The organism is Acidimicrobiia bacterium (assembly GCA_041676705.1).
In the GTDB taxonomy this organism is placed as follows: domain Bacteria; phylum Actinomycetota; class Acidimicrobiia; order Acidimicrobiales; family SKKL01; genus Actinomarinicola.
Genome location: JBAYRL010000005.1, coordinates 109,262 through 128,243, shown reverse-complemented (window position 1 = coordinate 128,243; position 18,982 = coordinate 109,262). Strand labels below are relative to the sequence as shown.

The following is an 18,982-nucleotide window of genomic DNA, read 5'->3' as shown; positions in this document are numbered from 1 at the left end:
ACTCGAAAGTATGGACCTTCGAATTTTCACCGAACCGCAACAAGGCGCGAGCTACGACACACTTCTAGCCGTAGCCAAAGAAACTGAGCGCCTAGGCTTCGATGCTTTCTTTCGCTCCGACCATTACCTAAAGATGGGCAACATGTCGGGCTTACCGGGGCCAACGGATGCTTGGCTGACCTTGGCTGCCCTAGCCCGTGAGACTTCACGAATCCGCCTGGGAACTTTGGTAACAGCCATGACGTTTCGACTGCCTGGCCCGCTGGCGATCAGCGTGGCTCAGGTTGATGCGATGAGCGGTGGTCGCGTTGAACTTGGTATTGGTACCGGTTGGTACGAAGAGGAACACACCGCTTATGGCATTCCTTTTCCGCCGCTCGGCGAGCGTTTTGAGCGCCTTCACGAGCAGCTAGAAATAATTACTGGACTGTGGGAAACCCCAGCTGGTGAGCGGTTCAGTTATCCAGGTAAGCATTACCAATTGACCAATTCACCAGCGCTGCCCAAACCACACCAGCAGCCGCGTCCGCCCGTCATAATTGGCGGCGGTGGGCCTAAACGCACCCCGGCGTTGGCGGCGCGCTTTGGCGATGAATTCAACCAACCCTTCACACCACTTGATCGCTATGCCAAGCAGCACGACCGTGTGAACGCCGCTTGTGAAACGATTGAGCGCGACCCGGCCACCTTGTTGCATTCCGCGGCGTTGGTAGTTTGTTGCGGGGAAGACGAAGCTAGCTTTGCTCGCCGAGCGGCCAACATTGGGCGAGAAGGCGCTGAACTTCGTGAAAACGGTGCGGCGGGCACCCCCGATGAGGTGCTCGCCAAGCTTCGTGCCTATGCCGATGCTGGAGCGAAGCGCTTCTATCTCCAAGTGCTCGACTTAGAGGACCTCGAACACCTAGGTCTGATTGCGCAAGCCGTGATGCCTGAAGTCGCACGCTGGTAGCCACAACCTATTCATCCGCCCTTGCGACAAAAGACAAAAGGTGGATAGTTCTGCTGACTATTTCAGCGAACTATCCACCTAACTTAATCAGTCTTAGGGCTTTTCAGCCTAAGTGGGATTACTGAGCCAAATCGGAAATCGATTTCAAACCGTATTGATCGGCGGTCTCTTGGGTGACCACAAACGAATTGCTATCAACAGCCGGAGCAGCGTCGTAGGCACGCACCCCTTGGTCTTCCAAATAAGGAATTAATAGCTCCAAGGTCTCATCAACATTACCGGTTGCTTCCCCAGCGTTCTGGTTTAGGAACTCGAGCGCTGAAGCTACGTATTCCACGGTGAAATTAATGTCTCCACGGTCGAACGACGAAAAGACGATGTCACGGTAACCGCCGAGGGCCTGATATTTAACATCGAAGCCAACACTGGCTAAGGCTTGGCCATAAACCTGTGACAGCAGCTCGCTTTCGCTGAAGTCTTGGGAACCAATCACAATGGTGGGGCCATCTTTGGCTTCCCCATCGTTACCAAGAAGCTCTTGTGCTTCTAACCAATCAGCTGCCACGTCTTTGGCGTCTAGCAGCTCGATTTCGAACTGACGGTTCATCTCGGTTAACTCGGAGGTGGTGAGTTTGGCGGAAACGGCGTTCACCACATTCTCTAGGTCATCACCGTAGGCTTCATCAAGCTCGTTCGAGGCGACCGGCACTATATTGTCGGCGTTGATCAAACCTTCGGTGTCATCGAGCACTACCCAACCTTCTTCAGCAATCACCGGGTTGGTGGAAAACAAAACTGCTACGTCAATTTCGCCGCCTCGAAGTGCCGCGACGGTTAACGGACCGGCACCGTCAAGGGAAACAAAGTTCGCTGAGAGGTCAACGCCGTAAACGCTTTCCAAACCAGGAATGCAGAACGGGTTGGTGGGGCAATCTGGGGGGCCACCTAGGCGCAGGTCAGAGGCCACCACATCGCCTCCGGCACCGTTGTCGGTTTCACCACCGTTATCATCGTTGTTCGCTGCGGTGGTTGAGGTAGTACCGTCGTCGCCAGCAGCGTCGTCGTCATCGCTACTGCAGGCACCAGCTATGAGGCCAAGTACCCCAAGCAATGAAACCAGCAGAAGCAAGCTTCGGCGTCGAGTAGTCATAATTATTCCTTCCCGGCAATTATTTGCCGTTGGGGTTGTTGTTCGAACCGTGATTTGGTGCCAGTGCTCGAGCACGTTGGCGTTGCCAAGGGGTGAGCACCTTCTCGAGCGCCGAAAAAGCCATCTCGGTCACAACAGCTATCACTGCTACCAAGAAAGCCCCGGTCAACAATTTGCCGTCATTAAATTGCGACAAACCTTCGGTAATGAAAGAACCGAGCGCAGAGAAACCAATCAACGCACCAAGTGTAGCGGTTGCCACAATTTGAACCGCCGCGATGCGTAAACCATTCACAATTAATGGCAACGCGATTGGCAGCTCTACCTGGCCCAGCACTTGAAAGGGTTGCAGTCCCATACCGTTAGCCGACTGGACTATGGCCGGGTCAACCTCGCGCACCCCGGTGTAGGTGTTGGTAAAAACCGGTGGGATCCCCAAGAGCACCAGAGGAACCATGGTCGGCCAAAACCCTAAGCCGAACCCCCAACGGATTGAGAACGGCACGGCTAATGCCATAATGCCAAAGCTGGGTAGCGCCCGGCCGATGTTGGCCAATGAGACTGCCAACACACCTCCACGCTTTATATGTCCGAGCACCAACGCCGGTGGAATCGAGATGGCGGCGGCCACGGCCGTTGCTATCACCGAAATCTGAACATGAGCCCAGGTACGGTTGGCGATACCGTTTCGACCCCACCAGTTTGAGGCTTCGGTTATGTAGTTCCAAAACTCCGAAAACGAGTCGAGCATTATGGGGCACCTCGCTTCGCCCACGGGGTCGAAAGCCGCTCCAACAGCACCAGTAGCAGATCAAGCAGTACCGCTAGAACGAGGGAGAGTCCCGTTCCTAGAACGATGGGCGTGGAGAATTCACGGCGCAAACCATCAAGAATAAAAAGGCCGTAACCCCCCATCCCCACTAAGGCGGTGATGGTCACTAGACCGACCACCGTCACCGTAGCCACTCGAACCCCGGCGATTATGGTGGGGGTCGCCAATCGTAATTCCACACTTATGAATCGGCGCAGCGGCGTATAGCCCATGGCATCAGCGGCCTCGATGACTGCTGGCGACACACTGTTAACCCCCGTCACAATATTGCGCACCAAAATCAACAGGGTGTAGCTAACCAACGCAATTTCTGAGGTTGTGAAGCCGAGACCGGTAATCGAGACCAAGAAAGCGAACAACGCTAGCGACGGCACGGTGTAAAAGAAGCCTGTGACCCAAGTAATGGGCGGGTAGGTTTTAGGCCAACGCAGCGCCACCAAACTTAAGGCCAGCGCAATCGCTAAACCCACCCCCACCGCAAAAGCCGTCAACTCAAGGTGGTCGATGGTGCGTTCCCACACCAGGTCTAGGTGGTCGCCAACCCAACGCCACGAGATGAACTCATCTCGCAATGATGCTTGGGCGACAAGCCAAAATTCGTTCACAACAATTGCCCCTACTAGGCGATGCCCTCGCTTATAGCCGCCACGGTCACCATGCCTAAATAGCGCCCATCATCTATCACGACCGCCACCCGGGTCTTGGAATTTACAATCTCATCAAGGGTGGCACGCAAGGTGGTGTTTAAATCGACGACCGCTCGGAATGAATGCATGGTTGCGTCGCCCATTCGATCGAGTCCACGTATTTCATCCTCCCAAACCCAGCCGCACAGCTGATCTCCATCAGCTACCGCCACCCAATCAAGTTTTTGGTCTTGGATTACCCCTAAGGCTTCAGCCGCCGTGGCATTGGCCTGCACGGTCCAGTCCAAACTGATTTCAATGTCATTCGGGGTCATTAATGAAAGCCGCCGCAAGCCCCGTTCTTTACCCAAGAACTCTTCAACAAAGGGTGAGGCAGGTGCCGCTAATAGTTCTGCCGGGGTGCACTGTTGCGCCACAATACCCCCGGTTTCAAAGAGAACTACTTCATCACCAAGGAGAATGGCCTCATCAATATCGTGGGTAACTAGAACCGTGGTTTTGTTCAGCCGCCGTTGAAGTTCAAGCAGCTCACTTTGTAGTCGAGCACGAACTACTGGATCAACAGCACTGTATGGCTCATCCATCAATAAGATCGGTGGGTCAGCCGCCAAGGCCCTGGCCACACCGACCCGTTGTTGCTGACCACCGGAAAGTTCACTTGGATATCGCCGCATCATTTCCGGATCAAGGCCGACTAATGACACCAACTCGGCCACCCGCTCACGAATGCGTCGCTTTGGCCAACCTAAAAGTTTGGGGACAGTGCCAATGTTAGCTTCGATGGTGCGATGAGGAAACAGCCCAATTTGCTGGATCACATAGCCAATTTGGCGACGCAGTTCATGCTTGGGGAGTTCCAAAATATTGTTGCCGAGCACCGAAATCGTGCCTGAGGTGGGATCGATTAGTCGGTTGATCATTTTAAGCGTGGTGGTTTTACCGCAACCCGAAGGTCCCACAAAGACCACCAGACGACCAGCCGGAATTTCGAGGTCAAGCGACGCAACAGCCGCGGTGGTGGCGCCCGGAAACACTTTGGTGACCGAGTCGAGCCGGATCGCTACCTCATCCGCGCTCATCAGCGAGGTCCAATCACCTCGGTGCCACGCATGTAGGGCCTTAACACTTCGGGAACTGAAATGGTGCCATCGGCTTGGCGGTGTGTTTCCACCACCGCCGCCCAAGTGCGAGGCCAGCCCATAGCCGAACCGTTAACGGTGTGAATTACTTCAGGAGAGCCACCGGCGGACGGACGAAAACGGATGTTGGCACGCCGAGCTTGGTAGTCCGAGAACCACGATACCGATGAGACTTCCAACCACATATCGCAACCAGGCGCGTAGGCTTCAATGTCCCAAGTACGAGCAGCCGAATTTCCAATGTCGCCAGCACACAAGTCTAATACCCGATATGCGAGCCCCAAGTCACGCAAAATAGCTTCTGAGCGAGCCAAAATATCGGCTTGGGCCTCCTGAGCCGTTTCGGCAGTGGCGGCGTAGGCCAACAACTCCACCTTGTCGAATTCATGGCTGCGCAGCACCCCGCGGGTGTCGCGGCCAGCCGCACCAGCCTCACGGCGGTAGCAAGAGGTATGGGCCATAAATTTCATTGGTAGGTCGGCCTCTTCAAATATCTGGTCACGACCTAGCGAGGTTAGGGGCACTTCGGCGGTGGGAATAGCCCAAAGTTCGTCGCGTTCCATGTGGTAGGCCTCATCGACAAACTTCGGCAGATGGCCGGTGGCGATCATGGTGTCAGTACGTACCAGAGTTGGTGGGCGAATTTCTTCGTAGGCGTCACCGTTTTGGTCGAGGGAGTATTGAATCATCGCTCGAAGTAAACGGGCACCTTCGCCGCGGTACATAGAAAACATGGCACCTGAAATACGACCGGCGGCTTCTTGGTCGAGCAAGCCCAGCTCACTGGCAATTTCCCAATGCGGTACCCGCTGGTGGGGAGCATAGTTAGCGGCGTCGTAGCCCTCGACCCGTAAAATTACGTTGTCTTGTTCGCCGGCCCCATCAGGGGCATCGTCGCTAGGCAGATTGGGCAGAACCAGCAGCACCTCACGGATTTTCGCTTCTACTTCGGCCACTTGGCTATCTAGCTCAGCTTCTTTCGCACCAAGTTCACGGCTTTTCGCCTGCAGCTGAGCGGCATCATCTTGGCGTTTGTCGCGAAACAGCTGGCCCACTTCTTTAGAGATGGCATTCACTTGGGTTCGCAGTTCATCCCGAGAAGAGGCTAACGACCGCCGTGTAGCATCGAGCTCTAATAAGTTGTCGATAGACACACCATCGTCACCACGACGCGCTAGTGCAGCCTTCACGATTTCGGGGTCGGTTCTTACCCGGCGCAAATCCAGCATGACCTAAACGCTAGCAATTAACACCGCCCTCACACCCACTATGATGCGATACCTATATCGCAGAGCAGCCCTTTCGCGGTTAGCGTTGTAGCGGTGAAGCTAGGTGTGGCGCCCGCAATTAGTGTGGATTCGTTGGTGGTTGACTACGGGGATACCCGTGCCGTTAAAGGCATCAGCTTCCATGGTTTCCCGGGTCAAGTAACGGCTCTTCTAGGCCCTAATGGTGCTGGGAAAACGACCACCATCGAGGCGCTCGAAGGTTATATTAAACCTTCATCTGGTTCTGTTACGGTCTTCGGCCTGAACCCCATTCGTGATCACAAAGCTTTGGTGGCCCGCATGGGCGTAATGCTGCAATCCGGTGGCGTGTATCCTGGCATTCGACCACTGGAGGTTCTGCGGCTCTTTGCTAGCTATTACCCAAACCCGCTGAACCCCGAGACTCTTTTGGAGAGGGTTGGCCTGGCCCATCGCTCCAAAGCAACCTGGCGCACTCTTTCGGGAGGTGAGAAACAGCGGTTGAGCCTGGCGTTGGCTCTTATTGGTCAGCCCGACATTGTGTTCTTGGACGAGCCGGGCGCTGGATTGGACGTTGAAGGACGACATCTGGTGCATGGCCTTATCCGCACACTGCGTAGTGAAGGCGTCACCTTTGTATTAGGCACCCATGATCTGGTGGAAGCTGAAACCCTGGCCGATCGGGTGATCATTATGAATCGCGGTTTGGTCGTGGCCGATGCCGATATTGAAGTGCTGCTTGCTGACCATCCGGCTGACACGCAGTTCTCAACCAACTCAACCTTCGAAACCCACGAACTATCGCGGCACCTCGGACATCAGGTAGAAAGTTTGGGTGGTGGTAACTATCTGATCGCCGCACCGCCCGATCCAGTTCTCATCGCAGCCCTGACCGCTTGGCTGGCGGCGAACCAGATTTCGCTTGGAACGCTACATGGCAGCCGTTTGGGTCTCGAAGAGATCTTCCTGCGCCTGACTAAAGAAGAGACCTAGTGAACGCTTTACGCACCCAGATTTCTACTGAGCTGAAGCTGAACCTTCGTAACGGCGAGCAGCTACTTCTAACGCTGGGCATTCCAGTGTTATTGCTGACGTTTTTTTCGTTGGTCGACGTTCTGCCGGTGCCCGAGCAGGTGGACAATTCGGTGGATTATTTGGCACCGGGCATCTTGGCGCTGGCAGTACTATCAAGTGCCTTCACCGGCCTAGCCATTGCTACTGGGTTCGAACGCCAATACGGGGTCTTGAAGCGTTTAGGTACCACGCCCCTTGGTCGGCCTCGGTTATTGATCGCCAAGACCGCCACCGTCATCGCCATCGAACTGATTCAGCTATTGGTGCTACTTCCTTTGGCCTTGGCGCTCGGCTGGTCGCCTTCTATCCATCCGCTTCCGCTGGTTGGCGCTGTTGTCTTGGCCACCATTGCCTTTGCCGGTGTGGCCCTGCTCTTAGCAGGCACCTTGCCCGGTTTGGTGGTTTTGGCGGCTGCTAACGCCGTCTACTTAGTGTTACTCCTCTTCAGCGACATCATCATTCCCCTTGATGGTATACCTGGTATTCTGGCCACCCTTTCGGGCTTGCTTCCTAGCACAGCTTTCGCACAGCTCGTGAGGGCCAGCCTGGCCGGGGGATGGGGCCCGACCCATGCCTGGGTGACTTTAAGCATTTGGGCCCTCGTCTCACCGGCTTTAGCGAGTAAATTCTTTCGCTGGCAGTGAGCGCAAGGGCCCAAATCAATTCTTAGATTATGGAGTTGTATTAACCGCGGTGGTGGCAACCTAGTAGGCGGTTACCGTGCCGCCGACCGTTTAGCTTAGGTAACCCGACGACCAGAACTCGAAACTAGCCAAAGCACCAATGTAAACGGCACACGATGCCACTAGCCCGGCAACAAATACCGAACTAAACAGCTTGGTATCAAACTTGAGGTGCATGAAAAAGGCCGCGACATACCAGAACTTAATGACCATCAATACCAACAAGATGGGGATAACCGCCGAGCCCAAAGCATCTTCTGAGGGGTAGGTGGCAACCTCGGCTGCAGTTAGCACCGCCAAGATGAGGGCGATCTTGACGTAGGTCTTTTCGCTCGGATGCGCTTCCGACTTAAGCTTGGTATTTGCCGCGCCAGATTCTGGAGACATGGAGCTCATCTTTAGTTCCTATGGGATCAGGTACACAATCGTGAAGACCAGAATCCACACGATGTCTACGAAGTGCCAGTACAAGCCAACGGTTTCTACCGCCACTGATCTACGCTCATCTAATTTGCCGCGCATTGCCAGTATTAGCAGTGAGAACAACATCACTATTCCAATGGTTACGTGAACGCCATGGAAACCAGTGAGCGTGTAGAACGCCGAGGCAAAGATGTTGGTAGTAAAGCCCAATCCTTCACGGTAGAAGGCAGTGAACTCATAAACCTGACCGGCGATGAAAGTTGAACCCAAAAGCCCGGTAGTCAGCAGCCACAGCTTCAGCCGAGCAATGTCGCCACGTTGAATGGCCGACAGTGCCAGAACCATGGTGAGAGAACTCATCAGCAACACAAACGAAGAAGCCGATGTGAACCAGATGTCAAACACATCTCGCGGCTGGATACCACCCGCTGGGACACGCCCCTTATAGAGCAGATAGGTGGAGATCAGCCCACCAAAGAGCATGCACTCAGAGCCAAGGAACACCCACATGCCCAACTTAACGCTGGGAATATTTGTGGTGGTATCCATTGGGTCAGCAGGAGCATGCCCTGCTACTGCCATTGCATCAGCCAACGGGAGCCTCCTCAGGCGTAAGCGTGGATTCGTCACTCGATTCGGCATCGGTGCTCTCGGCGGACTCGTCGATGGCCGACGCTTCGCCCGATGGGCTTGCTGCATCGTCTTCGCCGTGTCCAGGCACGTTGTCGATGTCATCTGGTGGCTCCATAGCCCAACCCCAAACGCCGACCACAAACACCACTACTCCACCAAGGGTGATCCACAGGTTAAAGATTAGACCCCAAGCAATGAAGGGCATTCCGACCGCTGTCACCAATGGCCAGTATGACGGTGAGGGCAAATGCACCCCGGTTCCGTCACCGGGCTGTGCGATTTCCTCACCGGTAGCAATACGACGGACCACACCGTCTTCATCTTCGGCGTATTTACGGTGCCAGAACTCGTCAATCTGAGTGACAGTAGGCGTTACGTCAAAGTTGTGAACTGGTGTTGGAGATTGCAGCATCCACTCCAAACCTCGGGCATCCCATGGGTCAGGACCAACGTTGACCGCGTTCTTCTTGAACTTGGCATAGCTCATTAACACGTTCACCACGAACATGATTACCGAGGTGGCCAGGATGAAGGCACCAACCGTGGCCCAGAAGTTCCAGAATTCGAAGCCATAGTTAGCGTCGTAGGTATAAACCCTACGGCTCATGCCTTGTAGCCCGAGAATATGCATGGGACCAAAGGTGAGGTTGAAGCCCACCATCATGATCCAGAAGTTCCAGTGGCCCAAACGCTCACTCAAGGTGTAACCAAACGCTTTCGGCCACCAGTAATAGAAACCACCGATGAAGGCAAAGAAGGCACCACCAAAGAGCACATAGTGGAAGTGCGCCACAATGTAGTAGGTGTCAGTTTGCTGGGTATCAGCTGGCGCGATGGCGTGGGTTACACCTGAAAGTCCACCGATGGTGAACATGGTGATAAGCCCAATCGAGAACAGCATGGGCGAGGTAAAGCGCAGTCGCCCGCCCCACATGGTGGCCAGCCAGTTCAAAATCTTTACACCGGTTGGGACCGCGATGAACATGGTGGCTAAGGCGAAGGCGGCCACCGAAAGTGGGCCCATACCTGAGGCGAACATGTGGTGCGCCCAAACGCCGAAGCCCATGAAACCAATGGCAATTCCAGAGAACACCATAAAGGGATAGCCGAAGATTGGTTTGCGAGAGAACGTTGGAATGATCTCGGAGACAATCCCGAAGGCTGGCATGATCATCAGGTACACCTCAGGGTGACCGAAGATCCAGAAGAGGTGCTGCCACAACAGCGGATCGGCACCGGCTTCGACCTTGAAGAAGTTAGCGTCAAAGAGGCGATCCATAGCCAACAGGATCTGCGCAACGGTTAGCGAAGGAACAGCGAAGAGCAGCAGGAACTGGGTAACAATCGCCATCCAACTAAATACCGGGACCTTCATTAACGTCATGCCTGGCGCACGCAGGTTAAAGAAGGTGGTAATTAGGTTCACCGCACCGGTCAACGATGAGAAACCAGTGAGGAAGATACCCATATTCCAAAAGTCGATACCGTGAGTTGGGGAGAACACGACACCAGAGTTTGGAGCGTAGTTAAACCAACCGCCATCGGGTGCGCCGCCTAGGAACCAGGCCGAGTTCAGCATAATTCCACCCATGAGGAACACCCAGAAGCTGAAGGCGTTCATGCGGGGGAAAGCTACGTCACGGGCACCGATTTGTAGCGGTATCAGGTAGTTAGCAAAAGCTGAACCAATGGGCATCACCGCCAAGAAGATCATGGTGGTGCCATGCATGGTGAACACTTGGTTGTAGGTGTCAGCATCAAGCAGCGTGCCGTTTGGTACAGCCAACTGCAAGCGGATCAGCAGTGCTTCAACACCACCGATCATCAAGAAGAACAGCGCGGCCGCGCCGTACATGATGCCCACACGCTTGTGGTCAACGGTGGTTAGCCATGAGCGCCAGCCCGTGCTAGCCGTTGGACGTTTGAATACGCCCAGGGCGGCAGTGCCACCTTTATGGCCCCCTGTTGTTAATGCGGCGGGGGTTGCCTCGATGTTAGCCATAGTGCTAGTTCTCCGAAACTAGTGACCGATGCCCGAAAGCTCAGTCGTTACGGGGGCCGGTCCAAACCGGTCCATCAGCGGTCGAAATCAGATACTCAACAACATCACTGATCTGGTCCTCATCCAAACCAAGCGTCGGCATTCCTCGTTGTTCATCGGGAGCCATTGCCTTTTGCGACTTTGGATCTCGAATCCAAGCAGACAGCTGACCGCGATCAACATTACCGTCGTCGTCGTACAATTCAAAGATCCCGCCAGCGTAAACCCGACGTGATGCGAAGTGTGTTAAATCAGGAGCAGTGTTCGACACCAGAGGGATTTTTTCGTCACTGGGTTGAGTTTCCAAACCACGGATTCGGTGGCAGGAGGCACAGTTTGCTTCGAAAACTTCCTGTCCACGTTGTTGAGCTTCGGTTTCGGCTGGGCGGGCATCGGCCAGCTGATCTTGTATCCACTGCTCAAACTCATCGGGGGGAAGCACGATCACTCGCATACGCATTTCAGCGTGGCTCAAGCCGCAGAATTCGGTGCATTGTCCGAAGAAATAGCCAGGCTTCTCGCTCTCAAGGGAAAGGGTGTGCATACGGCCCGGAACTGCGTCGCGTTTACCGTTCAACCGCGGAATCCAAAAAGAGTGGATAACGTCGTTCGAAGTGATGGAAAGGTCGGCCTGACGTCCAGCTTCTATAACCATTTCGTTGGCCGTCACGATGTCGTATTCACCGTCGCCATCAAGGTCGTAGCTAAATTGCCACCACCATTGGTTACCTTCCACCAGCACATGAAGGGCGTCGTCATCGCGCTTTTCGAGATCGAAAATCTGAACCAGGGTAAACACAGCGATCACGGCTAGCACCACGGTTGGTACCACAGTCCAGCCAATTTCAAGCTTGTTATTACCGTGAATTTGTTCTGGCAATACATCGGGGTCGTCGCTCGAGCGTTCACGGAAACGCCAAGCCATGTAGATAGCCGCGCCCAGGACGAACACCATGACTACGCCAGCCACGATAAAGACCGGGCCGACCAGCGAGTGAATAACCTTTGACTCGCGGCCTTCGGGTTGCAAGGTGTCAAGCGGAGTTCCAGTAGCACAACCGCTTAGGAAAACGGCTACTAGACCTAAGAGGCCTAAACCAAGCCAGGAATTCGGTTTGCGAGATGAATTCTTCTTAGCGAAGGTCATGCTCTGTTTTCTCCAATGCTAAGGCTCTGGACGCTGGCCTGGGCACTGGCCCCACCGGCGTCAGTCGCTTCTACTAGCTCGTGGCCGTTAGATACAACCACCGCAGCACTGCCACCACCAGCTTGGTGGAATTCACGTTCCCCTACAGCCACACCAATCAAGCCGCCGACCACAATTGCGAGACCACCCAAGATCAAGACCGTGGCGACTACAGCACGGCCAGCGCCATCGCGGTTAGACAGAATGATCGCGAGCAACAAAATCACTGCTCCAGTAAGTGCAAATGCTGCTAGCGCCCCCCACTGTGACAACGACAACAGGATGCGCGAAACAAAGAATACAAAGGTGAAGACCAAGAGTACCGCTGCCGCAGGAACTTCCACCGGGGACATCACCCGATGTCGAATGGCACGATTGATTCCGGCGCTGCCAGTGGCGCTATCTGACCAGGCCAGAACGGTCCACTCCACGGTGGCGATGGCAAGAACTAAAATTCCTACACCGAAGACAAACGGGGCGGCCACAAGGCCGATCATCACCAGTGCTAATCCCATGGCGGCCACTGGTGGCCAAGGTGCAATAGTGGCGGGTGGTTCTACAACTGGCAGAGTTTCTCCGCCAGCGAGCTGTAGCACCGCTTGTGGGTCAGCATCACGGTAGGCAGTGGTTACCACCCCCATAAAGAAGGCCGCTAACGCCACGCTCATCAACAAGATGTAGGCGTGTTGATCGCCAATCGGCCCGCTCCAGCCAAAGGAAAGGACCCCAAGGAGTGAGGCATCGGTGGCCAAACCGAATATCGCTGCTGCGATAATGGCGATAACGCTAAGGCCGAAATATATCTTTGCGCCAAGTGTAATCATCAGTGATGCCCTTACTTGATGTTGTAGATAGCAGCCCAGATCACCGCATAAGCAATGACCGCCGCGTGCCAGAACATAGCTGCGCCAACCATGCCTTCATGATCTCGGGCCGAATACTGGCCAGCGAGACTTCGGAAGGTGGCGACTGCCAGATACACCATGGCGATTACCAGCATGAGGAACTGGGTACCGGCAATGGCGTTAATTAGCGTGGCTTGGAGGGCGTTATCGCCGAGAATCTCCCAGCCCATCGATTTGAAGAGGAAAACACCTTGGTTCAGGAAGGCGATAGCAAAGAAGAATGACAGCCCGGCCGCCAAATAGCTATTGAGCCGGTCGTTTCTGGCAATTGCGTAGACCGCCCATTGCACCGTGATTGATGACATGGCCATGGTGGCCAACATGACCGAAGCCGGTGCGAGTGGAATGGTACCGGCACCATCGGGAATCCAACCTTCGCCGAAAGCTGCTCGCTGGCTCACATAGACGGCAAATAGACCGGCCAGGAACATGCCAAAGGCGAGTACCGCAAAAGCTGTGGCAATAAGCACTAGCCGGGGGCGGGCCGGTGCAGCTTCAGGTACTTCAGCTGGGATCTGATCGGCGACGCCAAGATCAAGGGTGCTCATGCTCATGCTTCCTCTCGATCGCTAAACAAAGGAGACTCGTTAGAGACTTCGGGTGTTTCGGTAAAGTTTCCCCGAACCGGCGGCGACGCGGTTGACCATTCAAGGGTGTGCCCATCCCAGGGGTTTTCGCCCGGGCTGGTTTTGCTACGACGAGAGCCAAGCACCGCACCAGCGGCACCCACCACACCTAGCAACAACAAGGCCGAACCGACCACGCCCACCAAGTTGAGCATGTCGACACCGTCTTTGAGGGCACCGGGGTTGGGGGAATCAGGCTGTTCTAAGAAGCCACCGGCCACGAATCCAACGCCAGCCAGCAAAGCGCCAAGGGCGAGCACCAAGCCCAGCAGTCGACCGGGACCTTCTGCCAACATGTTGCCGTAAATCTTCGGCGCCCAGAACCACAAACCGGCAACGAGACCTAAGATGGCGGCCCCGGCTACCAGGTTGAAGTGGCCAAGCGCAGCGGTGGTGCCAGCCAAATCTAGGGGCTCAATGACATTGAGCAGGCCAGCCACGGTGGCGGCTAATAGTACTAGCCCGGCTAAGAGGGCACTTATGAAGGGGGCCTTGGCGTTTAACTTGCCAGCGCGAATTGTGGCAGCCGACAAGGCCAGAGCTAGGAGCACCGGGATCACGACCAGAGTGCCAAATGCGATGTAGATAGGGTTCTTGAGCAGTGAAGTGGCATCGGGGTTAGCCACGTTCGACATGGAGAATTGTGCCCATACACCGATGGCAAAGAGTCCAAAGGCACTGATCGCGACCTGGAACAGAGTGTTTGAAGCCGAGCGGGCCTTAGCGAAGACCGGAACCGTTTCGCCCAGAATGCCCAAGACGGGAATGGCCACCGCGTAGATTTGGGGTTGGCCAGCCAACCAGGCGAGCTGAGCGTAAATTGCTTCGCTAGCGCCGAAGAGTACTTGACCGTATCGGTGGTCGATGTAGACCAAGACCAGGTTGGCTACCAAAACTGGCAAGGTGATGAACCACACCGAGCCAGCAACGAGCATCGAGAATGAGAACAATGGGGTACGCGCAAGATTCATGCCGGTGGTTCGCATACCGAGCACTGTGGTTACCACGCTGGCGGTGGCAACCAATAGACCGCCTACCACCATTATGTTGCCCAGGATCCAAAGATCGGTGCCCTGCAGATCGCCACCGCCAGGACCACCGCCCATTAGGTATCCGGCCAGCCAAAGCACAGTACCCATAAGCCAAGTCCAAAATCCGAGCGCTGCTGCACGGGGGAAAGCAATGGTTCGTGCCCCAACTTGAAGGGGTACCACGCTTATGGCCAGACCTATCAGGGCCGGAATTATTCCGATTAGCAACAAGCCGAGGCGATGAGAGCTGATCAGCTGACCCAGTACGTCTGAGTCGAGGATTTCGACCTTCGTGGGTGACGTACGCTCAAGGTCGAGCAATAGGCCAACGGTTAAGGTGCCGATTAGGCCGAGCATCCCTCCGCCAAGGAAGAACCGGCCAATTCGGGCGTGTTCTCCGGTAGCGACAAGTTCGGCGAGCTTCCCGTAGTTATAGTTGGGAGCTTCAACCACTTCGCTATTGGTGCCGGTCGCCGGCGCTGTATCAGTCATGGTCATTGGTTTAGATGCCTCGACGGGGTCAACGGTGTGAAAGTCCCGCTGCTGAGTAAGTCTTACTACTTGGGGCGAGATTACACAGTTTGGAGGGTGTACTTCGAACTGGAATGGCTAAAGAAATTATTGCAGGTGTTGTGACATCGGTCGCCGTGAACGTTTTTTTCAAGCTCACAGCCTTATATCTATGAATTGGTCCACTGCCATCACGACAAATAAGAGCGTCAGATAGGTAATTGACCATCCGAATAGCCGCATGGCTGCTTTCGGAGTTTTTTCTCGATACAAAATCCATGAATACCAGGTGAAGATGGCGCCTAGAACGATGGCTGCGACGCCATACAGTAGGCCCATATCGGCCAGAGGCCAAAAGAGTAAACTAGCCGCCCACATGGCCAAGCTATAAACGATGGACATTACGGCCGTATATTCCATGCTGGCCACGGCGGGCAGCATGGGAACGTGTACCGACGAGTAATCTTCTTTGTATTTAGTGGCTAAGGCCCAGGTGTGGGGCGGTGTCCAGAAGAAAACAACCAGGAAGAGCACGACGGGTGCCCATTCCAAACCGTTCGTAATCGATGTCCAGCCGATCAATACCGGCACGGCACCAGCAGCGCCGCCAATTTCAACGTTGCGCTTCGAGGTGCGCTTTAGCCAGAGCGTGTAGACAAAGACATAGAACAGACAGGCGGCGACGGCTAGGACGGCACTAAGAAGGTTCACGAAGTACCAGAGCCAAAAGAAGGCGATGACTTCAATAGTGACCGCAAAGATGATGGCATTTCGTGGTGTGATGATGCCGGTCACCAGGGGGCGGTTTTGGGTGCGCGTCATTATGGCATCGATGTCGCGATCAACGTACATGTTAATGGCGTTGGCACCGCCCGCCGACAAAGTTCCGCCAATTACCGTGGCAACAATTAGCCAAATTGATGGCATTCCGCCCTTAGCTACCACCATTGTCGGCACCGTTGAAACCAACAATAGTTCGATAATCCTGGGCTTGGTCAACGCCACGTATCCCGCGCAGCGCGCCAGGAACGACGATGAACCGGTCTTTAGCACGCTAGCTAGGGTAGGGCTGGGCCTCAGATAAGGCAAAGACGAGCATTCCGCTTCGGCGGGCCTACCCCTCTAGCATGAATGAACGTGGCTCTTTCTAAATCGTCGCAGCGACAGCACTTCACCCCCAAGGGTTTCGAACGAATTGCACTTGGTGTTCTTGTGACTCAGGTGCTGATTGTGCTGACGGGCGCCGCGGTACGGTTAACCGGATCGGGCCTTGGTTGCTCGGATTGGCCGCGATGCGAAAGCGATAGTTTCGTACCGCCGACGCATTATCACGCCATTATTGAGTTCATTAACCGGATGGTTTCTTTGCCAGTTCTGGTGGCGGTGTTGTTAGCCATTTGGGCGGCCCGCAAACGACTTCCCTATCGTGGCGAGCTGCTCACGCTTTCATACGCCATCTTGGCTGGGGTCATTGCCCAAATTCTGGTGGGGGCACTTGTTATCCGCTTTGACCTCTTGCCTTCAACGGTCATAGTTCACTTCTTGATCTCGGTAATACTGCTGTTTTTCGCGGTCGTGCTTTACCACCAGGCCCGAATGAGCACCGAACTTTTCACCGACGCTTCCGAACCGGTGGCGGCACCAGGTGCTACGCAGAGCCCGCGTTCCCAACACTTACCGTCACTTGCTTCGACTAACCAGCAGAGCTCTGCTTCGCGTTACTGGGTATCTATGTTGGCCATTACCTCGTTAGCCGTAATGGTGGTGGGTACTTTAGTCACGGGTTCTGGGCCCCACGGCGGAGATGAAAATGCGGCTCGGTTAGGACTGTTTCTGCCTTCAATCACTAGGTGGCACAGTGTGACAGCCTGGGTCTTCCTGGCCGTGTTGGTGATCACGGCGATTTATTTACGTAAAGAAAACGCCCCTCAGCGGTTGTTAACCCAGGTTTCAGTAATTCTGATTTTGGCGCTAGCCCAAGGGGCGGTTGGTTACCTCCAATATTGGAATGGAGTGCCCGCCGGGCTGGTTTTCCTACATATCGTGGGTGCCATCAGCGTTTGGGTTGCCAGCATCTGGCTATGGCTTGAGTACAATCACACCACTTCCACGCCAGCGCGCCAAGAAGCGGTTGCAACCTGAATAACATGGTCGTGATGAGTGCCTCGCCCGTTGAGCTGGCCCCACCGGTTAGCGAAACCAATATCGACCCTGACCGTCCGTGGGTCGTCATCGTTTGGAATGACCCCATTAATCTCATGAGCTACGTAACCTATATTTTCCAAAAATTGTTTGGTTACAGCGTAGAAAAGGCCACTCAGTTGATGTTGGCCGTACATCATGAAGGTAAGGCCGTGGTCTCGAACGGGAGCCGGGAAAAAGCTGAGCTCGACGTATTTCGCCTACATGAGCACGGACTCTGGGCGACTATGCAACAAGATTAAAAGTCAACGGAGATCACATGGCGACAAATGGCGGATTCGGCTTTTTCGACCGGCGTTGGGTTCGCCGTGGCAAAGCTGGCGAGTTCGAGCTAGCCCTACCGGAAGGTGTTGAGGCTCTTCTTGTGAATTTGCTAGGCCAGCTGGAAGAGCTTCTGGCTACCGACGCCTCGGTAACCTGGCGTTTGTTTCCCACGGCCTACCCCGACAATGCGCAAGCTGAACAAGAGTTCCAAGACCTGGTTCGTGATGATCTGGTGCAACAGCAACGCGACGCTGCAAAGCTCGTGATCTCAACGCTGCAGCACGAAACCCTGACTGAAGATGAAGTTTCAGCCTGGATGCGAAGCACCAATTCGCTGCGCTTAGTGCTTGGCACGATTTTGGACGTATCGGAAGAGGAACCGCTTGTGGTTGAGCCTGCCGATCCCCTAGCGGCCATGGTTTCAGCCTATGAAGTACTAGGACATTTGGTCGATCAAATTGTGACGGCGTTACGTGAGGTTGGCTAGTTTGAAGCTTCAGTTATGCTTAGTGGTTCGAAACCGGCTAAACATATGAGCTGTTCAGTTCTAGAAGGTGGGAATTAGCGCTCCACGTGGCCTTAGCTGCTAAAGTGCTACAGCCCTCCTTCGAGAGCGAGCCCCCATCGTCCAGAGGCCTAGGACGTCTCCCTTTCAAGGAGGAAACACGGGTTCGAATCCCGTTGGGGGTGCTACATAGCAACATTTTTCGGAATGTTGTGAACAATCTGGTCCCGTGGTGAAGTCTGGAGTTCACGCCGGCCTGTCAAGCCGGAGGTCGCGGGTTCAAATCCCGTCGGGACCGCCATTGTTCTAGCGCTCAAGCCCAAGCTACGAGCGCATGGTCGAGTAGCTCAGTTGGCAGAGCGTCCGCCTGAAAAGCGGAAGGTCACCGGATCGACGCCGGTCTCGACCACCTTTTGAATCGGACCAGGCCCTAACGGTCTGGTCCGACTTCGTTTTGGAACCTAAAACGCCGCGCCGAGACGCGCTTTGGCTAGACGCTTGACAGTACGGCCATGGCCAAAATTACCACGGCGAAAATTCTGACTAACGAACAAGGGGTGAGAAGGCCACGGAACCACCAAGCTAAACGCTCTTTGACCCCGGCATCGGCGGATAGGGCCGGCCTGGCACAATTGCCAGTGGCGCAACCTTCTTCGATGTTTTGATCCTCAGAACTCAATTTGATTTGAGGCTGCACGGTTTCTCCCGATTTCATAACGGTGCTACTTCTGACTTCATAGCAGGTGCATTTGTTGTGGTTGACCACAGCCTTTGTGGTCGACCACAGCCCGCATATGCCAATAGCCACCCTATACCCTAGTGGGTATCTGCTATTAGTCAACCACCGCCGGGACGCCGCCCTGTCGCAGGGTTGTTACCGGTCTGAGGGTTGTCATGGCCACAAAAGCAGCCGTTCCGCCAGCGAAAGCGTTGAA

20 protein-coding genes and 3 tRNA genes are annotated in these 18,982 nt (G+C 54.8%); 9 read left to right on the top strand and 14 right to left on the bottom strand.

What is annotated here, in order from left to right; translation table 11 throughout:
- Positions 1-10 precede the first annotated feature (10 nt).
- The gene (locus WC184_09370; GenBank protein MFA7478086.1) at positions 11-949 is read left to right on the top strand and encodes an LLM class F420-dependent oxidoreductase; all 939 of its coding nucleotides are present in this window, start codon (positions 11-13) and stop codon (positions 947-949) included.
- A 118-nt stretch (positions 950-1,067) separates the two neighbouring features.
- Here WC184_09370 and WC184_09365 read toward each other — a convergent pair whose 3' ends face one another.
- Genes WC184_09365 through serS form a run of 5 tightly spaced genes read right to left on the bottom strand, consistent with a single transcriptional unit; the run spans position 1,068 to position 5,946 of the window.
- Complete coding sequence (locus tag WC184_09365; protein MFA7478085.1) at positions 1,068-2,099, bottom strand: glycine betaine ABC transporter substrate-binding protein; 1,032 nt, start codon at positions 2,097-2,099, stop codon at positions 1,068-1,070.
- A 19-nt stretch (positions 2,100-2,118) separates the two neighbouring features.
- A complete protein-coding gene (locus WC184_09360; protein MFA7478084.1) occupies positions 2,119-2,850 on the bottom strand; it encodes an ABC transporter permease in 732 nt (243 codons plus the stop codon).
- The gene (locus tag WC184_09355) at positions 2,850-3,536 is read right to left on the bottom strand and encodes an ABC transporter permease (GenBank protein ID MFA7478083.1); all 687 of its coding nucleotides are present in this window, start codon (positions 3,534-3,536) and stop codon (positions 2,850-2,852) included. The genes WC184_09360 and WC184_09355 overlap by 1 nt, the downstream gene beginning before the upstream one ends.
- A 14-nt stretch (positions 3,537-3,550) precedes the next feature.
- Positions 3,551-4,657 (bottom strand): betaine/proline/choline family ABC transporter ATP-binding protein, encoded by a 1,107-nt coding sequence (locus tag WC184_09350; GenBank protein ID MFA7478082.1) that lies wholly within the window; start codon positions 4,655-4,657, stop codon positions 3,551-3,553.
- Complete coding sequence (serS, locus tag WC184_09345) at positions 4,657-5,946, bottom strand: serine--tRNA ligase (protein ID MFA7478081.1); 1,290 nt, start codon at positions 5,944-5,946, stop codon at positions 4,657-4,659. Before serS ends, WC184_09350 begins: the two co-directional genes overlap by 1 nt.
- 93 nt (positions 5,947-6,039) lie before the next feature.
- On the opposite strand from serS, the gene WC184_09340 reads away from it, so the two are divergent.
- Together WC184_09340 and WC184_09335 are read left to right on the top strand one after the other, a co-directional pair.
- On the top strand, positions 6,040-6,957 hold the full coding sequence (locus tag WC184_09340) for an ABC transporter ATP-binding protein (protein ID MFA7478080.1): 918 nt from the start codon (positions 6,040-6,042) through the stop codon (positions 6,955-6,957).
- Positions 6,957-7,682, top strand: a complete 726-nt coding sequence (locus tag WC184_09335) for an ABC transporter permease (GenBank protein ID MFA7478079.1) — start codon at positions 6,957-6,959, stop codon at positions 7,680-7,682. The genes WC184_09340 and WC184_09335 overlap by 1 nt, the downstream gene beginning before the upstream one ends.
- Positions 7,683-7,772: 90 nt before the next feature.
- Here WC184_09335 and WC184_09330 read toward each other — a convergent pair whose 3' ends face one another.
- The 8 genes from WC184_09330 to WC184_09295 form a co-directional block, all read right to left on the bottom strand.
- Complete coding sequence (locus tag WC184_09330; protein ID MFA7478078.1) at positions 7,773-8,117, bottom strand: cytochrome C oxidase subunit IV family protein; 345 nt, start codon at positions 8,115-8,117, stop codon at positions 7,773-7,775.
- Between the two features lie 9 nt (positions 8,118-8,126).
- Positions 8,127-8,738: a heme-copper oxidase subunit III gene (locus WC184_09325; protein MFA7478077.1), complete on the bottom strand. Its 612-nt coding sequence runs from the start codon at positions 8,736-8,738 to the stop codon at positions 8,127-8,129.
- Positions 8,731-10,779: a cytochrome c oxidase subunit I gene (ctaD, locus tag WC184_09320; GenBank protein ID MFA7478076.1), complete on the bottom strand. Its 2,049-nt coding sequence runs from the start codon at positions 10,777-10,779 to the stop codon at positions 8,731-8,733. The genes WC184_09325 and ctaD overlap by 8 nt, the downstream gene beginning before the upstream one ends.
- Before the next feature lie 40 nt (positions 10,780-10,819).
- Complete coding sequence (coxB, locus tag WC184_09315) at positions 10,820-11,965, bottom strand: cytochrome c oxidase subunit II (GenBank protein MFA7478075.1); 1,146 nt, start codon at positions 11,963-11,965, stop codon at positions 10,820-10,822.
- Positions 11,962-12,828, bottom strand: coding sequence for a hypothetical protein (locus WC184_09310; protein MFA7478074.1), 867 nt, complete (start codon positions 12,826-12,828; stop codon positions 11,962-11,964). Before WC184_09310 ends, coxB begins: the two co-directional genes overlap by 4 nt.
- Before the next feature lie 11 nt (positions 12,829-12,839).
- Complete coding sequence (locus WC184_09305) at positions 12,840-13,457, bottom strand: cytochrome c oxidase subunit 3 (GenBank protein ID MFA7478073.1); 618 nt, start codon at positions 13,455-13,457, stop codon at positions 12,840-12,842.
- 2 nt (positions 13,458-13,459) lie between these two features.
- Entirely contained in the window at positions 13,460-15,058 is a 1,599-nt protein-coding gene (locus WC184_09300; protein ID MFA7478072.1) for a cbb3-type cytochrome c oxidase subunit I, read from the bottom strand.
- A gap of 174 nt (positions 15,059-15,232) precedes the next feature.
- Positions 15,233-16,129, bottom strand: a complete 897-nt coding sequence (locus WC184_09295) for a heme o synthase (GenBank protein ID MFA7478071.1) — start codon at positions 16,127-16,129, stop codon at positions 15,233-15,235.
- A gap of 84 nt (positions 16,130-16,213) precedes the next feature.
- Here WC184_09295 and WC184_09290 point away from each other — a divergent pair, with 84 nt between their 5' ends.
- The 6 genes from WC184_09290 to WC184_09265 all read left to right on the top strand — a co-directional run bounded on the left by WC184_09290 (position 16,214) and on the right by WC184_09265 (position 18,456).
- Complete coding sequence (locus tag WC184_09290) at positions 16,214-17,218, top strand: COX15/CtaA family protein (GenBank protein MFA7478070.1); 1,005 nt, start codon at positions 16,214-16,216, stop codon at positions 17,216-17,218.
- Between the two features lie 14 nt (positions 17,219-17,232).
- Positions 17,233-17,520: an ATP-dependent Clp protease adapter ClpS gene (clpS, locus tag WC184_09285; protein ID MFA7478069.1), complete on the top strand. Its 288-nt coding sequence runs from the start codon at positions 17,233-17,235 to the stop codon at positions 17,518-17,520.
- A gap of 17 nt (positions 17,521-17,537) precedes the next feature.
- Positions 17,538-18,029 (top strand): DUF2017 family protein, encoded by a 492-nt coding sequence (locus WC184_09280; protein MFA7478068.1) that lies wholly within the window; start codon positions 17,538-17,540, stop codon positions 18,027-18,029.
- Positions 18,030-18,159: 130 nt separating this feature from the next.
- Positions 18,160-18,232: transfer RNA gene (locus tag WC184_09275), tRNA-Glu, on the top strand.
- A gap of 38 nt (positions 18,233-18,270) precedes the next feature.
- Positions 18,271-18,348, top strand: a tRNA-Asp gene (locus tag WC184_09270).
- Between the two features lie 35 nt (positions 18,349-18,383).
- Positions 18,384-18,456: transfer RNA gene (locus WC184_09265), tRNA-Phe, on the top strand.
- 81 nt (positions 18,457-18,537) lie between these two features.
- Here the strand turns inward: WC184_09265 and WC184_09260 are convergent.
- Positions 18,538-18,726, bottom strand: coding sequence for a hypothetical protein (locus tag WC184_09260; protein MFA7478067.1), 189 nt, complete (start codon positions 18,724-18,726; stop codon positions 18,538-18,540).
- Positions 18,727-18,982: the final 256 nt, after the last annotated feature.

Excerpts from the sequence above, each read along its gene's own strand:
- WC184_09370 (MFA7478086.1), top strand. The coding sequence starts at position 11 with ATGGACCTTCGAATTTTCACCGAACCGCAACAAGGCGCGAGCTACGAC.
- WC184_09365 (MFA7478085.1), bottom strand. The coding sequence starts at position 2,099 with ATGACTACTCGACGCCGAAGCTTGCTTCTGCTGGTTTCATTGCTTGGG.
- WC184_09360 (MFA7478084.1), bottom strand. The coding sequence starts at position 2,850 with ATGCTCGACTCGTTTTCGGAGTTTTGGAACTACATAACCGAAGCCTCA.
- WC184_09350 (MFA7478082.1), bottom strand. The coding sequence starts at position 4,657 with ATGAGCGCGGATGAGGTAGCGATCCGGCTCGACTCGGTCACCAAAGTG.
- serS (MFA7478081.1), bottom strand. The coding sequence starts at position 5,946 with ATGCTGGATTTGCGCCGGGTAAGAACCGACCCCGAAATCGTGAAGGCT.
- WC184_09330 (MFA7478078.1), bottom strand. The coding sequence starts at position 8,117 with ATGAGCTCCATGTCTCCAGAATCTGGCGCGGCAAATACCAAGCTTAAG.
- ctaD (MFA7478076.1), bottom strand. The coding sequence starts at position 10,779 with ATGGCTAACATCGAGGCAACCCCCGCCGCATTAACAACAGGGGGCCAT.
- coxB (MFA7478075.1), bottom strand. The coding sequence starts at position 11,965 with ATGACCTTCGCTAAGAAGAATTCATCTCGCAAACCGAATTCCTGGCTT.
- WC184_09310 (MFA7478074.1), bottom strand. The coding sequence starts at position 12,828 with ATGATTACACTTGGCGCAAAGATATATTTCGGCCTTAGCGTTATCGCC.
- WC184_09305 (MFA7478073.1), bottom strand. The coding sequence starts at position 13,457 with ATGAGCACCCTTGATCTTGGCGTCGCCGATCAGATCCCAGCTGAAGTA.
- WC184_09300 (MFA7478072.1), bottom strand. The coding sequence starts at position 15,058 with ATGACTGATACAGCGCCGGCGACCGGCACCAATAGCGAAGTGGTTGAA.
- clpS (MFA7478069.1), top strand. The coding sequence starts at position 17,233 with ATGAGTGCCTCGCCCGTTGAGCTGGCCCCACCGGTTAGCGAAACCAAT.
- WC184_09280 (MFA7478068.1), top strand. The coding sequence starts at position 17,538 with ATGGCGACAAATGGCGGATTCGGCTTTTTCGACCGGCGTTGGGTTCGC.